17 protein-coding genes and 1 riboswitch are annotated in these 13,727 nt (G+C 66.6%); of the genes, 8 read left to right on the forward strand and 9 right to left on the reverse strand.

The window, feature by feature from the left end; genetic code table 11:
- Complete coding sequence (locus IT779_RS19825) at window positions 1–651, reverse strand: hypothetical protein (RefSeq protein ID WP_196150862.1); 651 nt, start codon at window positions 649–651, stop codon at window positions 1–3.
- A gap of 116 nt (window positions 652–767) precedes the next feature.
- Window positions 768–1,391, reverse strand: a complete 624-nt coding sequence (locus IT779_RS19830; protein WP_196150863.1) for a carbonic anhydrase — start codon at window positions 1,389–1,391, stop codon at window positions 768–770.
- Between the two features lie 99 nt (window positions 1,392–1,490).
- Here IT779_RS19830 and IT779_RS19835 point away from each other — a divergent pair, with 99 nt between their 5' ends.
- Window positions 1,491–2,429: an A/G-specific adenine glycosylase gene (locus IT779_RS19835; protein ID WP_196150864.1), complete on the forward strand. Its 939-nt coding sequence runs from the start codon at window positions 1,491–1,493 to the stop codon at window positions 2,427–2,429.
- A gap of 99 nt (window positions 2,430–2,528) precedes the next feature.
- Here the strand turns inward: IT779_RS19835 and IT779_RS19840 are convergent, their stop codons facing one another.
- The gene (locus IT779_RS19840; protein WP_196150865.1) at window positions 2,529–3,278 is read right to left on the reverse strand and encodes an alpha/beta fold hydrolase; all 750 of its coding nucleotides are present in this window, start codon (window positions 3,276–3,278) and stop codon (window positions 2,529–2,531) included.
- A 170-nt stretch (window positions 3,279–3,448) separates the two neighbouring features.
- Between IT779_RS19840 and IT779_RS19845 the strand changes: the two genes are divergently transcribed.
- The 3 genes from IT779_RS19845 to IT779_RS19855 all read left to right on the forward strand — a co-directional run bounded on the left by IT779_RS19845 (window position 3,449) and on the right by IT779_RS19855 (window position 5,002).
- Window positions 3,449–3,766, forward strand: a complete 318-nt coding sequence (locus IT779_RS19845) for an antibiotic biosynthesis monooxygenase family protein (protein ID WP_196150866.1) — start codon at window positions 3,449–3,451, stop codon at window positions 3,764–3,766.
- Window positions 3,767–3,882: 116 nt separating this feature from the next.
- Window positions 3,883–4,011: riboswitch (cobalamin riboswitch) on the forward strand.
- A gap of 26 nt (window positions 4,012–4,037) precedes the next feature.
- Window positions 4,038–4,235, forward strand: coding sequence for a CbtB domain-containing protein (locus IT779_RS19850; protein WP_196150867.1), 198 nt, complete (start codon window positions 4,038–4,040; stop codon window positions 4,233–4,235).
- On the forward strand, window positions 4,226–5,002 hold the full coding sequence (locus tag IT779_RS19855) for a CbtA family protein (protein ID WP_196150868.1): 777 nt from the start codon (window positions 4,226–4,228) through the stop codon (window positions 5,000–5,002). The genes IT779_RS19850 and IT779_RS19855 overlap by 10 nt, the downstream gene beginning before the upstream one ends.
- Window positions 5,003–5,071: 69 nt before the next feature.
- Here IT779_RS19855 and IT779_RS19860 read toward each other — a convergent pair whose 3' ends face one another.
- Complete coding sequence (locus IT779_RS19860) at window positions 5,072–5,512, reverse strand: OsmC family peroxiredoxin (protein WP_196150869.1); 441 nt, start codon at window positions 5,510–5,512, stop codon at window positions 5,072–5,074.
- Between the two features lie 51 nt (window positions 5,513–5,563).
- The gene (locus tag IT779_RS19865) at window positions 5,564–6,019 is read right to left on the reverse strand and encodes an SRPBCC family protein (RefSeq protein ID WP_196150870.1); all 456 of its coding nucleotides are present in this window, start codon (window positions 6,017–6,019) and stop codon (window positions 5,564–5,566) included.
- 544 nt (window positions 6,020–6,563) lie between these two features.
- Between IT779_RS19865 and IT779_RS19870 the strand changes: the two genes are divergently transcribed.
- The 3 genes from IT779_RS19870 (at window position 6,564) to IT779_RS19880 (ending at window position 8,048) form a co-directional block, all read left to right on the forward strand.
- Window positions 6,564–7,424, forward strand: coding sequence for a helix-turn-helix domain-containing protein (locus tag IT779_RS19870; protein WP_232541916.1), 861 nt, complete (start codon window positions 6,564–6,566; stop codon window positions 7,422–7,424).
- A gap of 153 nt (window positions 7,425–7,577) precedes the next feature.
- Window positions 7,578–7,805, forward strand: a complete 228-nt coding sequence (locus tag IT779_RS19875) for a DUF397 domain-containing protein (RefSeq protein WP_196150871.1) — start codon at window positions 7,578–7,580, stop codon at window positions 7,803–7,805.
- Window positions 7,806–7,910: 105 nt separating this feature from the next.
- Complete coding sequence (locus tag IT779_RS19880; RefSeq protein WP_198428789.1) at window positions 7,911–8,048, forward strand: hypothetical protein; 138 nt, start codon at window positions 7,911–7,913, stop codon at window positions 8,046–8,048.
- Window positions 8,049–8,099: 51 nt separating this feature from the next.
- Here IT779_RS19880 and IT779_RS19885 read toward each other — a convergent pair whose 3' ends face one another.
- The 3 genes from IT779_RS19885 to IT779_RS19895 are packed head-to-tail and all read right to left on the reverse strand — an operon-like array spanning window position 8,100 to window position 11,647.
- Window positions 8,100–8,846, reverse strand: coding sequence for a succinate dehydrogenase/fumarate reductase iron-sulfur subunit (locus IT779_RS19885; protein WP_196150873.1), 747 nt, complete (start codon window positions 8,844–8,846; stop codon window positions 8,100–8,102).
- Between the two features lie 2 nt (window positions 8,847–8,848).
- Entirely contained in the window at window positions 8,849–10,789 is a 1,941-nt protein-coding gene (locus tag IT779_RS19890) for a fumarate reductase/succinate dehydrogenase flavoprotein subunit (protein ID WP_196150874.1), read from the reverse strand.
- A 27-nt stretch (window positions 10,790–10,816) separates the two neighbouring features.
- On the reverse strand, window positions 10,817–11,647 hold the full coding sequence (locus IT779_RS19895; protein WP_196150875.1) for a hypothetical protein: 831 nt from the start codon (window positions 11,645–11,647) through the stop codon (window positions 10,817–10,819).
- Window positions 11,648–12,112: 465 nt separating this feature from the next.
- Between IT779_RS19895 and IT779_RS19900 the strand changes: the two genes are divergently transcribed.
- Window positions 12,113–13,324: a thiolase family protein gene (locus IT779_RS19900; protein WP_196150876.1), complete on the forward strand. Its 1,212-nt coding sequence runs from the start codon at window positions 12,113–12,115 to the stop codon at window positions 13,322–13,324.
- A gap of 5 nt (window positions 13,325–13,329) precedes the next feature.
- Here the strand turns inward: IT779_RS19900 and IT779_RS19905 are convergent, their stop codons facing one another.
- The gene (locus IT779_RS19905; RefSeq protein ID WP_196150877.1) at window positions 13,330–13,617 is read right to left on the reverse strand and encodes a hypothetical protein; all 288 of its coding nucleotides are present in this window, start codon (window positions 13,615–13,617) and stop codon (window positions 13,330–13,332) included.
- Window positions 13,618–13,727: the final 110 nt, after the last annotated feature.

Genomic DNA, 13,727 nt, shown 5'->3' on the forward strand with positions numbered 1-13,727 from the left:
TCAGGCGATGTTGAACGGTTCGGCCGCGCTGCGCACCGAGCCGAGCTGCGCGACCACCGAGTACGCGCCCGCGCGCACGGGCACGCGTTCGCCCGCGCATTTCGGCTGGGAAGTGGATCCCGACCAGGTCACCTGGAACGCCGCCTGCTCACCGCGGTTGAGGGTGCGCACATCCGGCTGACCGTCGGGATAGCAGTCGGTGCTCGACCACAGTCGGCGCTGGCCGTCGAGGGAGAACACCGAGATCTGCTGCAGGCCGGAGCCGACGTCGCGCGAGCACGCCACCGCCGAGATATTGGTGATGACGATGCCGAAAACGGGCTGTTCACCGGACTTGTAGGTGGGCTGTTCGACGGTCACCTTCACCGCGAGCGACTGGTCGGGGCACTGCGCGGCGGCCACCGTCGCGGCCGAGGGCACCGCGCCGCCCGACGGCTTCGGCGTATCCGAGCCTCCCGGCGTCTTGGCCTGGGAGGTGGCCTGCGCGGAACTGGAGGCCGACGCCGTGGCGTCGGCGGGCGAACCGCCGCCGCGTGCGATCATGACCACCAGCCAGATGACCACCGCGAGGACGACCACGAGAGCGCCGACGGCGAAGACACGGCGACGCCAGTAGATCTCCGGTGGCAACGGTCCAGTCGGTTCCAGCACGCCTCAACGTTAAGGGCACGGCACGGTAACGCGACTCAGGACCTCGGCGTGTCGGGCGGTTACGGGCACGCGCGCCCATGCGGGTGCGGCGCGCGTGCCGACGCCGACTCCGCCGGTCAGACCGTCTCGCCGATATTGCCGACGACCCGGTGCAACTGCACTTCACCGTCGCGCAGTTTGTAGGTGACGCAGGCGATGGCGCACTCCCCCGTTGCGACCTTCTGGGAGATGATCATCGACCGCTGCATCAACAGTCGGCTGGTCTCCACCACGTGCCTGGCCTCCATCTCGTCGACGGTCGACAGGCCCTCGCGGCGGCCGATCAGGATCGACGGGGTGACTCGTTCGACCACGCTGCGGATGAAACCGCCCGGCACCTCGCCGCCGTCGAGCGCGTCGATCGTCGCTTTGACGGCGCCGCAGCTGTCGTGGCCGAGCACCACGATCAGCGGGACACCGAGCACTTCGACGCCGTACTCGATGGAGCCGAGCACCGAACTGTCCACGACGTGACCCGCGGTACGGACCACGAACATGTCGCCGAGGCCCTGGTCGAAGATCAACTCGGCGGCGACCCTGGAATCACCGCAGCCGAACAGGATGGCGGAAGGATGCTGTCCCGCCACCAGTTTGGCTCGATCGGCCGCTCCTTGGCTAGGATGCAGCAGCGTGCCGTTGACAAAGCGCTCGTTGCCCTCGCGAAGGGATTTCCAGGCGCTGATCGGGTTGGAATCAGGCATACCGTCCATTGTGCACAACGGTTCCCCGGTCGATGCGTCCGGCGCGTTACAGGGCGGCAAATATCGACCTGCCGCGACGGCGAGGGGGCGGTGAGAACAATGGGCCACACCACACGGCGTGTCAGATCTTCGCGAGTCGAAATCGCACCGAACGCGGTGGACGCCGAAGTGTTGCTGGAGTGGTACGGCGCGACCGCGCGAGATTTGCCGTGGCGGCGAGCAGGCGTCACCGCATGGCAGATCCTGATGAGCGAGATCATGCTCCAGCAGACGCCGGTCGTGCGGGTCGAACCGATCTGGCGCGAATGGGTCGCACGCTGGCCGGTGCCGTCGGCCATGGCCGCGGCCACACCCGCCGAAGTGCTGCGCGCCTGGGGCAAACTCGGATACCCGCGGCGCGCGCTGCGACTACACGAATGCGCACGGGTGCTCGCCACCGAACACGGTGACGAAGTGCCCACCGACGTGGACGTCCTGCTCGGGCTGCCCGGAATCGGCGCGTACACCGCGCGAGCAGTCGCCTGCTTCGCCTACGGACAGCGAGTCCCCGTAGTGGACACCAACGTTCGCCGGGTGGTGGCCCGCGCCGTACACGGACGCGCCGAAGCCGGTAACCCATCCTCGCGCGACCTACCCGAAACCGAAGCACTGCTCCCCCAACGGATCGACCACGCCGCCGTCTTCTCCGCCGCCCTCATGGAACTCGGCGCCACCATATGCACCGCGCGCAACCCCGATTGCACGAGATGCCCACTGCCACGATGCGCCTGGATCGCCGCCGGTCGACCGGTCGGCGAAACGGTACGGCGGACTCAGAAATACGAAGGCACCGACCGGCAGGCACGCGGTCGGCTGCTCGACGTGCTGCGCGACGCGACCGGCCCGGTAGAACGGTTTCGCCTCGACCTGGCTTGGACACGCGACATCGGGCAACGCGACCGCGCATTGGATTCACTGCTGGTGGACGGCCTGATCGAACAGACACCGGACGGACTGTTCGCGCTCGCGGGCGAGGGCCGGCTCAGCGAGGGTTCGTGAAAGCGACCCCGGAACGGCACCACACACACCCGTCGGGCAGCCGTAGCTACGGGTCGCGTCGTGCCCGACGAACTCAGTCCAGCATGCGAGTAGCCGATATCACCCCTCGGCCAGCACCTTCCGAAGAAAGGTTTCCACCGCCTCGCGGAAACGTTCAGGCTGATCATCATGAACGAGGTGGCCCGCATCGGAAACACGGACATAATCGGTCCCCGGCCGTGATTCGGCCATCGCACGCATCTGCCCCGGCGGAGTGATGGTGTGCTCCCCCTCGATAACCAAGCTCGGAGCGCGAACAGCTTCCCACTGCGACCAGAAATCTCGTGAACCCCACTCCTCGGAGATATCGCGGAAGGTTTCGACCGAGCCGTGGAGTCGGTATCCGTCCGGGCCGTGTTCGAAAGAGTTCAGGAAGTAGCGCCCCGCTATCGGACCGAAGAAATCCAGAACCGATTGTTCGTCCGGAAATGGCTGCGGCCACGCGCCGACCATGGCCGCCCAGTCGGCAGCGGTTCGACCTCGGAAATCCGGGGCTATGTCCTCGACGACCAAAGCGCGTACTCGGTCGGGGTAGGTGGCGGCGAAGACCCAGCCGTGCAGGCCGCCCATCGAATGTCCGATCACGACCATGGGCTCGGTGATCGGGCTGGTGGCTCGGGCCAGGTCGGCCACGAAGGCTTCGGTGGTCAGTTCCGGGGGTGCGGGACGGCCGTGGGCCGCGGCGTCGAAGGTGTACAGGTGGCCGAAAGGGCGGAGCCACGGGAGGTGGGCGCGCCAGGTTCGGGCACTGCCCATCAGGCCGTGTAGGAGCAGGATCGGGGTTCCGAGGCCGCCGTGGTCGTGGAGCATGGGGGTTTATTTTGGGGGGTCGGCCTGCTGACGGTTGTGTCGGGTTGTGCTTGTCGAGGTGCACGCTGCCTCTAGGTGCACGCTGCCTCTAGGTGGGGCTTGGAAAGGGACGCCTGTCGGGGTACCGAGAGGTGGTGTTCGGGTGGGGTGGGCGGACGTATTGTCGGGGTATGGCTGTTGTGAAGATCAATGCGATCGAGATTCCCGAGGGTGCCGGGCCCGAGCTCGAGAAGCGGTTCGCGCATCGGGCGCACGCTGTGGAGGGGTCGCCCGGGTTTCTCGGGTTCCAGTTGTTGCGTCCTACCGCGGGGGAGAATCGGTACTTCGTGGTGACGCAGTGGGATTCCGAGGAGTCGTTCGCGGCTTGGCGGGATGGGCCCGCGCGTAGTGCGCATGCGGGCAGTGCGGAGCAGAAGCCGGTTTCCACCGGGGCCTCGCTGCTCGAGTTCGAGGTCGTGTTGGACGTGGCGGCCAAGTCGACCTCCTGACAAATTTCGGGCGAATCCGGCGGGTCGCGGGTATCGGACTCGCCGGGTGACTCGCCCGACAGCGTGGGCGTCGGCCTCCGTGCGTGTTGACGCGGGGGGCTTGCCGGTGTCACAGTTCGAAGGTTGAACGCGATGGTGACGCGGTAATCCGGTGGGAATCCGGAGCGGTCGCGCCACTGTATTCCACGCATCGGTCCACGGTGGGGGGAAGAGCCAGACACCGGCGCCATCGCATGGCTCGAACGGGACGCGCATCCCCAGGAGGACTCGAATGGCCATCGCACATTCCCCGAGTAGGACCGCCGGCGATTCATTGGCGACCGTACTCGTCACGGTAGGTGTCGTACTGCTCGCACTGCTCACGCTCTACCTGGTCGGATTCGATCAGGGCGCCATCTCACGCGGTGGGATGTTCCTGCACGAGCTGATGCACGACGGTCGCCACCTGCTGGGCGTTCCGTGCCACTGACCGGATCACTCACCTCGTTATTGCTGCGCGGTCTGTTGGCCGGTCTGATCGCCGGACTGCTGGCCGCCACGGTGGGTTATTTCGTCGGCGAACCCAAGATCGATGCCGCGATCGCCATCGAAGAGGCGGCCTCCGCGCACGCCGATTCCGGCGCCGAAGCGGGGCACACCCACGGTGACGAAGAAGAACCGCTGGTCAGTCGCGACGGGCAGAAGGCGGGGCAGTTCCTCGCACTCGGCCTCGGCGGTATGGCCTTCGGCGCGATCTTCGCCGCGGCCGCGCATTACGCACGTCGCGTGAGCACCCTGTCCGGTCCGACGCTGGCGATCGCACTCGCGATCGGCGGCTGGCTGGCCATCGTTGCGGTGCCGTTCTTCAAATATCCGGCGAACCCGCCCGCGGTGGGTGATCCGGACACCATCAACGACCGCACGCTGCTGTGGGTGGCGGCCGTGGTCCTCGGACTCGTCGCCGTCGGCGCGGGCGTATTCGTCCACCGGGTGGTGCACGTCGGATTCGAGACGGTTCGCGTGATCGCGGGCGTACTCGCCTTCGTCGTGATCGTCACGCTCGGCTACGTCCTCTTGCCCGGCGTCGACGAGGTGAAAGCCGACTTCCCGGCGAGCCTGCTCTGGCAGTTCCGGATAGCGTCCATGGCGCAGACCGCGACACTGTGGGCGGCACTCGGACTGGCGTTCGCGTTCCTCACCGAATACACCTCCCGATCGAGCGCTCCGGCGCGCGAGGAGATCCCCGCCGCGGCTTGATCGGCGCGCGGGATGCGAAGGGCAGTGCCGGAGCTGATGACCGGCACTGCCCTTCGCGGTTCTCGCGACTCAGACGAGCGCGGCGTCGAGGGTGATCTCGTCCACCCCCGCCAGCGCCTTGCTCACCGGGCAGCCCGCCTTGGCGGCGGCCGCGGCCGCGGCGAATCCGTCGGCGTCGAGTCCGGAGACCCGGCCGCGGACCGTCAGCGCGATACCGGTGATGCGGAAGCCGCCCGCCGGGTCGGGGCCGAGGGTGACCTCGGCGGTCACGTCGAGGCTTTCCGGGGTGCCGCCCGCATTGCCGATCTGCGCGGAGAGCGCCATCGCATAGCAGGAGGAATGCGCCGCCGCGATCAGTTCTTCGGGGCTGGTTGTGCCGTCGGCGTTGTCGGCGGAACGCTTCGGGAACGACACGTCGTATTTGCCGACGCCCGAGCTGGCCAGCTCGACCTGTCCTGACCCATCCTGCAGGCCACCGGTCCAAGCGGTGCGCGCGGTACGAGTGGGCATCACGGTCCTTTCAGATGATTCGATCCGTTCGTGTCGAACCTACTAGCTATGTCAGTTGTCGGCACTCGTTCGGTGATCGAGTTGCTCGAGCACCAGCGGCCACGCGGCAAGATGCCGGTCGCGAGCCTCTTCGGTCGGAAATCCTTCGTGACGCAAGCGAAGTCGGATCCCGCGCGGCTGATTCACCAGCTCCATGGTGACCACGGTCTCGGCCCCCTCGGTCCCATCGGCACCGGTGACCCAGGTGAGCTGAACGATTCGTTCCGGTTCCAGCCGCAGAAAGCGACCGTAGTGGGGATAACGGATTCCCGCATGCTCGGTTTCGAAGAAGAACGGTTCATTGACCGCGGGCTTCATGAGCACCGAACCGGGTGCGGCGAACCAGATATCGAACCCCTGCGTGAGCGCCGCATAGAGTAATCCGGGCGAGGCGGACATAACACGCTCGACAGCGAGCTCGTGCGGGCGTGCGGAAAGATCCGGGAAGCGAATCGGCTGGTCGGACATGACTGGACAATACCCGGATCGCACCCCCGGACCGCTAATTCGCCGCACGCCAACCGGCAACCCCCACCACACGACCCGAAATCCGACACGATCCAACCGAAGCAACCCCACCAACCCCCAACCCGCCCAACATCATCGCCCGCACCCCCACCGCCCCCCAGCCGATCCACCAAGCGCCTACTTTCGAGCCACACGAGCGAGCCCAACAAGCAACAGTTGGCCCCCACCTCATTTCCAAACCCACCAGTCGGCACCCCTACAAGCGCCTCCTTCCAAACCCCACCCCACGCCCCCGCCCCCGGCACACCGACAAGGTTCGCGGCCGTCTCGCGTCCCAGCGTTCGAGACAACGCGACGAAGGAGCAAGTATCGAACGCTGGGACGCGAGACATGAAGGGCCGCGAACCCGCGGCGCCGAAGGCGCCGCCAATAAACACAGGAGCGTGTCGTGTCAGCGAGTTCGGTCGAAATCTCGGTTGGTGCGCGACGGGGGCTGCGAACGGTGGAGCGCCCGCTGTCGGTTTGCGATAGTGGGCCCTCCACCTTGCCACGCAGGCAGTTGGGTCGCTATCTGCGGGATTGGCGCACCCAGGCCGGCCTGACCATCGCCGAGGCGTCGCGGTTGATGGAGTGGGGGGCGAGCACGCTGCAACGCTTGGAGAAGGGGCAGGCCGAGCGTGTGCGCACCCTCGACATCGGGGAACTATGCCGCATCTACGGCATTCCCGACGACCTCGCCGAAGGTCTCAAGGGATTGGCCCAGCAAGTCGCGGTGACGAGTTGGTGGCATGCGCGCGGTGATCTGATACCGGAGAGTTTCGACGTGTACGCCGGACTCGAAGCTACCGCGCAGCAATTCCGTTCCTATCAGTCCGAAACGGTATTCGGGCTGCTCAGGACCGCCGAATACGCGCGGACCCTGAAGCACCTGGGGAATCCGGACGATTCGGATGTCGAGATCGAACGCCGGGTGCAGTCGCGACTGCAACGGCAGGCGCTGCTCACCCGCAAGGTCGCGCCCGCCACCGCCGACGTGATCCTGCACGAATCGGTGCTGCGCCGGGTGATCGGCGGGCCTCGGGTGATGGCCGCGCAATTGCGCCATCTCGCGGATATGAGCACCAGGGGCAATATCTCGCTGCGCGTGCTGCCGTTCAGCGCGGGTCTGCCGCTCGGCGTCGCGACCGGGCCGTATACGGTGCTCGAGTTCGGCCTCGATCGCAAGGGCCGGGCGGTCGAGCCGCCGGTGGTGTACGCGCAGTGGCTGTCCGGGGATCTGTATCTGGAGCGGGGGATCGATGTGCTCCGCTACGACCGGGCGCACGAATGTCTCCAGCGGCACGCCCTCGATTTTCAATCCACCCGACATCTCCTCCGGCAACTGGCGAAAGAGTATGCGGCCTAGTTTTCGGGAACCGTCGGCGGATTGAATTCGCATCGCGGCCGCGGTGCGGCTATCGCATCGCCGCCGCGATGCGGCAACAGTATCGCAGCTGCGATACGGCACGTTTCTATTGTTCACGAATCCGGTTGTACCGGTGGGGAAAGGACTCATCGCATGAGTGTCAATGGCGGTACCGACGTCGACCTGAGCAATGCGGTCTGGCGTAAAGCGGGGGAGGGCGACGGCCGCGACAGCGTGGAGGTCGCGCTGCTCGCCGACGGCCACGTCGGACTGCGCGACGGCAAGAATCCCGACGGCCACGTGCTGGTTTTCACGCCGGGGGAGTGGTCCGCGTTCGTGGCGGGCGTCGAGGACGGCGAGTTCGACCGCCCCGAGAGCTGAACGGGGCGGGGTTTATCACGGCCGTTGCCGGGTAATCGAATTCATGTGGATCGCGGGTCGAAGAATGCCCCGTCCCGGTACCGGAAACTGCGGCCGGGTGACCGGTTGGAATGGCTGATCGTCGCGCTGTTGTTCGCGGTGTCATCGATCGGCGTTTACGTGCTCACCAGCTCGTTGTTGCCGGCTTTGTTCGTCGGGATTCTGGTGTGGGGGGTCGCCATCGGAGTAGTGGCGATGTTGTGATTCGGGTGCGCCGTCCGGTCGGGTTTCGAAACCCGGCCGGACGACGTCCGTTCAGCGTCGGAACAGCTTGTTGCCCAACCAGACCAGCGGGTCGTATTTACGGTCGGCCACCCGTTCCTTCATCGGGATCAGCGCGTTGTCGGTGATCCCGATGTGTTCGGGGCACACCTCGGTGCAGCATTTGGTGATGTTGCACAGCCCGAGACCCTGTTCCTCCTGCGCGAGATCGCGCCGGTCGGCCACGTCGAGCGGATGCATCTCCAACTCCGCGATCCGCATGAGGAATCGCGGACCCGCGAAGGACTGCTTGTTCTCCTCGTGGTCGCGCACCACGTGACAGGTGTTCTGGCACAGGAAGCATTCGATGCATTTGCGGAACTCCTGGGACCGCTCGACATCGACCTGCTTCATCCGGTACTCACCGGGCTTGAGATCCACCGGTGGCGTGAACGACGGGATCTCCCTGGCCTTCTGGTAGTTGAACGACACGTCGGTCACCAGATCCCTGATCACCGGGAAGGTGCGCATCGGAGTCACGGTGATCAGTTCGTCGGGCTCGAAGGTCGACATGCGCGTCATGCACAGCAGTCGCGGCCTGCCGTTGACCTCCGCCGAACACGAACCGCATTTCCCGGCCTTGCAATTCCAGCGCACCGCGAGATCCGGCGCCTGGGTGGCCTGCAATCGGTGGATGATGTCGAGGACGACCTCGCCCTCGTTCACCAGGACCGTGAAGTCCTCGAGTTCACCACCGTCGTTGTCACCGCGCCACACGCGGAATTTGGCGTCGTAACCCATTGTTACGCCTCACCTTCCGTGGCAGAAGCCGAACCGGACGGGTGCGTCGCGAGTTCGGCGGGGTTGTAGTACTTCTCGAGTTCGGACAGGTCGAACAGCGCGAGCAGGTCCTCGCGCATGGGTTCCTGGTCCTCCTTGGTCACCCGAACCGCGGGGACCGCGAGCGCGGCGTCGGCCGGGTCGATCGCGCAGACCAGCAGCTTGTTGCGCCAATCCGGGTCCATGCCCGGATGGTCGTCGCGGGTGTGCCCGCCCCTGCTCTCGGTGCGCAGCAGCGCCGCCTGCGCGACGCATTCGCTGACCAGCAGCATGTTGCGCAGGTCGAGGGCCAGATGCCAGCCCGGATTGAACTGCCGGTGCCCTTCCACCACCACACCGCCGAACCGCGTGCGCAATGCGGCGAGCCGCTCGATGGCCTCGCGCAGTTCGTGTTCCTTGCGGATGATGCCGACCAGGTCGTTCATCGCCTGCTGGAGATCGGTGTGCAGGGTGTAGGGGTTCTCGCCCGCGCCTTCGGCGGGCGGGTCGAACGGCGCGACCGCCGCCGCCGCGGCCGCGGTGATGTCGTCGTCGGACACCGAGGGCCGCTGCGCGAGCTGCTCGACGTAGGTGGCCGCGCCGAGTCCGGCGCGCCTGCCGAAGACCAGCAGATCCGACAGCGAGTTGCCGCCGAGGCGATTCGACCCGTGCATGCCGCCGGAGCACTCACCGGCCGCGAACAGTCCGGGCACGGTGGCCGCGCCGGTGTCGGGCGCGACCTCGATGCCGCCCATGACGTAATGGCAGGTCGGCCCGACCTCCATCGGCTCCTTGGTGATGTCGACATCGGCCAGTTCCTTGAACTGGTGATACATCGAAGGCAGCCGCCTGCGGATCTCCTCGGCGGGCAGCCGGGAGGCGATGTCGAGGAAGACGCCGCCGTGCGGGGTGCCGCGCCCGGCCTTCACCTCGGAGTTGATCGCGCGCGCGACCTCGTCGCGGGGCAGCAGGTCGGGGGTGCGGCGCGCGGAGTCGTTGTCCTTCAGCCACTGATCGGCCTCGGCCTCGCTCTCCGCGTACTGCCCCTTGAAGACCGCGGGGATGTACTCGAACATGAACCGCTTGTCCTCGGTGTTCTTGAGGACGCCGCCGTCGCCGCGCACACCCTCGGTGACGAGGATGCCTTTCACGCTCGGCGGCCAGACCATGCCGGTCGGGTGGAATTGCAGGAATTCCATATTGATCAGGGTCGCGCCCGCGCGCAGCGCCAGCGCGTGACCGTCGCCGGTGTACTCCCAGGAATTGGAGGTCACCTTGTAGGACTTGCCGACGCCGCCGGTCGCCAGCACCACCGCGGGCGATTCGAACAGCACGAACTTGCCCGACTCGCGCCAGTAGCCGAAGGCGCCGGAGATCCGGTCGCCGTCCTTGAGCAGTTCGGTGATCGTGCATTCGGCGAAGACCTTGATGCGCGATTCGTAGTCGCCGGATTCGGCGAAATCCTCCTGTTGCAGCGACACGATCTTCTGCTGCATGGTGCGGATGATCTCGAGTCCGGTTCGGTCGCCGACGTGCGCGAGCCGCGGATAGGTGTGGCCGCCGAAATTGCGCTGGCTGATCCGCCCGTCGGCGGTGCGGTCGAACAGCGCGCCGTAGGTCTCCAGCTCCCACACCCGGTCCGGCGCTTCCTGGGCGTGCAGTTCCGCCATGCGCCAGTTGTTCAGGAATTTCCCGCCGCGCATGGTGTCCTTGAAATGGGTCTGCCAACTGTCCTTGTCGTTGGCGTTGCCCATCGAGGCGGCGCAGCCGCCTTCGGCCATGACGGTGTGCGCCTTACCGAACAACGATTTGCACACCACCGCGACGGAGAGGCCGTGTTCGCGCGCCTCGATCACCGCGCGAAGTCCGGCGCCTCCGGCACCGATCACGACGACGTCGTATTTGTGCCGTTCAACTTCTGGCATTGCCGCGAAATCTCCTTGGTGAGGCGGTCAGTTGAAGAACCGGGGGTCCGAAATCGTCTCGCTCGCGACCAACATCACGTAGAAGTCGGTGAGCACGAGGGTGCCGAGCGTGGTCCACGCCAACGCCATGTGGCGGGTGTTCAGCTTCGAGATCTGAGTCCAGAACCAGTACCGCACCGGATGCGCGGAGAAGTGCTTGAGCTTGCCGCCCATGATGTGCCTGCACGAATGGCAGGACAGGGTGTAGGCCCACAGCAGTACGACGTTCACGAGCAGCACGACATTGCCGAGGCCGAAGCCGAAGCCGCCGTCCTCGCCGTGGAAGGCGGTGATCGCGTCGTAGGTGTTGACGAGGGAGACCAGGGTCGCGACGTAGAAGAAGTAGCGATGCGCGTTCTGGATGATGAGCGGCAGTTTGGTCTCGCCGGTGTATTTCGCGTGCGGTTCGGCGACCGCGCAGGCGGGCGGGGAGAACCAGACGGCCCGGTAGTAGGCCTTGCGGTAGTAGTAGCAGGTCAGCCGGAAGCCGAGCAGGAACGGCAGGACGACGAAACCGAGCGGGATGAACATCGGCAGGTCGCCGAACGGTGTGCCGAAATGGGATGAGCCCGGCTCGCACGATGTGCTCAGGCACGGCGAGTAGAACGGCGTCAGGTAGTGGTACTTGTCGACCCAGTACGCCTCGCGCACAAAGGATCTGATGGTCGCGTAGGTGACGAACGCGGCGAGTCCCACCGCGGTGATCAGGGGTGGGAGCCACCATCGATCGGTGCGCAGGGTGCGCGCGGAGATCTTGGCTCTCGTCTGACTGAATACGCCCGTTCCGGTCTGGGGGCTGGCGGTCGGTGCGGCACTCACAGGTGGATGCCTCGCTGATCTGCTGTGCGGGTGGTCATCATTACCTCCGCAAATCGGATGTGATGCCGAGCACCATACGACACGGCTGCTATCGATTGAACGGGGTCGTGGGAATCCCGACCGCCCGGATCGCCTATGATTTGCGCCACATCGACGGCTTCGCGCGCGTACCCGTTCCGTATGTGAAACAAACCCTTCCGTGGCCGAACTGAACCGGCGCGGAACAGGATTCGCGCGAACCCCCCGCAACCGGTGCGAAAAGTCCGTTTTTTCGGTTTCCGATCGTCACATGGAAGCAACAATCCCGTGGTCACATTCTCTTTGAGATTTACCTGTTGACGTGCGCCGATGCGCTCGTCGCACCGCGGTGTGAACGACGGTCCGCCCGGTGGACGCCGATGTCGCCGGACTCGCCTTCGCCGTGCCGTGGACGGAGCACGCTCCGGTCGGGAAGGAGTCACCAGAATGAGACGAGCCGCGATCGTCGCCCCCGTCCGCACACCGAGTGGAGTGGAGGGCGGTGCGCTGACCGGAATGCCGCCCGACTGGCTCGCGACCACCGTCCTATCGGCCGTGATAGAGCGTTCCGGTATCGATCCGTGGCGCATCGAGGACGTCGCGATGGCCTGTGTCGACGTCGGCGCGCCCGAACTCGGCCGCCGCGCCGCGCGCGGCGCCGGACTCCCCTTCGCCGTACCGGGTTTCCTCACCGACCGGCGCAGCGGCAGCGGGCTGCAGGCCGTGATCACCGCCGCCATGATGATCCAGACCGGCGCCGCCGACGTGGTGGTCGCGGGCGGCGTGGAATGCGCTTCCGATCCGCTCGGCCACGACCGCGCGCGCTCGGTGGAACTCGCCAACGCCGAGCAAGTGGCGCGCTACTACGGCATCCGGCGTGCCGAAGCCGACGAATTCGCGGTCGCCAGTCACCGCAAAGCGGCGCGCGCGTGGCGGCAGGGCACCTTCGCGGCGGAGGTCATCCCGGTCGGCGTCACCGCCGAACCGCCCGGCTGGGGCGGCGAACCCGGCTTCGACACCGCGGGACACCGGATATCACGTGACGAGGGCGTGCGCGACGACGTGTCGACCCACACGCTCGCCGCGCTGCGCCCGCTGCTGTCCCACGGTGTGGTGACCGCGGGGAATATGAGCGCGCACCGGCACGGCGCGTCGGGCTGCCTCGTCGTCGCCGAGGACCGGCTCGAAGAACTCGGGCTGACGCCGATGGCGTTCCTGGTCGGCTGGGCCGCCGCCGGATGCTCCTCCGACACCGCGACCCTCGGCGCGGCGCCCGCGGTCGCCAAATTACTCGGCCACACCGGATTCGATCTCGACGAGATCGACCTCATCGAGGTCAACGAGGGTTTCGCCGTCGAGGTGCTTGCCCTGGCGCGGGAATGGGACATCGATCCGCGCGCCCGCCTGAACGTGAACGGGTCGTCGATCGCGCTCGGCCACCCGGTCGGGGCGACCGGGCTGCGCATCATGACCACGATGCTGCACGAGTTGTCGCGCACCGAAGGGCGTTACGGGCTCGAGGCCATCGCGCTCGGACACGATCACGGCATCGCGGCGCTGTTCGAGTCGGCGGACACCGGTCCGACGGTCGAGGCGCCGCGCGGTGCGCGGTTCCACGGTGTGCGGCCCGCGCGCAGGCCCGGTCGGCACCGGGCCTGACGCCGCTACTTGGTGCGCGGACGGGAGTGGAAGCCCAAGCCCTCGTCCTGCGCGCCCATCCACGCCGCTTCGTCGGATTTGCTGTCGGGTACGTAGATGGTGTTCCTCGGGCCGCCAGCGACCTCGGGCGGCGGCGACTGCTCGAAGTCCTCGGCGTCGATGACGAGCCGCTCCAAGTCGTTTTCCAAGCGCCGCACGGTCTTCGCGTCACCGTAGTGGGAACGTAGTGCGCCGATGGATTGCCGGAGCTGTCCGACCGCGTAGCGTAGTTCCGCGATGTCGCTGCGTGTCATCGTTACCTCCTGTGATGGTCAGCGGATACCCGAGCCGGCGCCCGCGCGTCGACCCCGGCGGAACCGCATGTGGGCGCGCGACACCAGTCGTGTGATCCACCACACAACGT

The sequence above is a fragment of the Nocardia bovistercoris genome, assembly GCF_015674855.1.
Classification (GTDB): Bacteria; Actinomycetota; Actinomycetes; order Mycobacteriales; family Mycobacteriaceae; genus Nocardia; species Nocardia bovistercoris.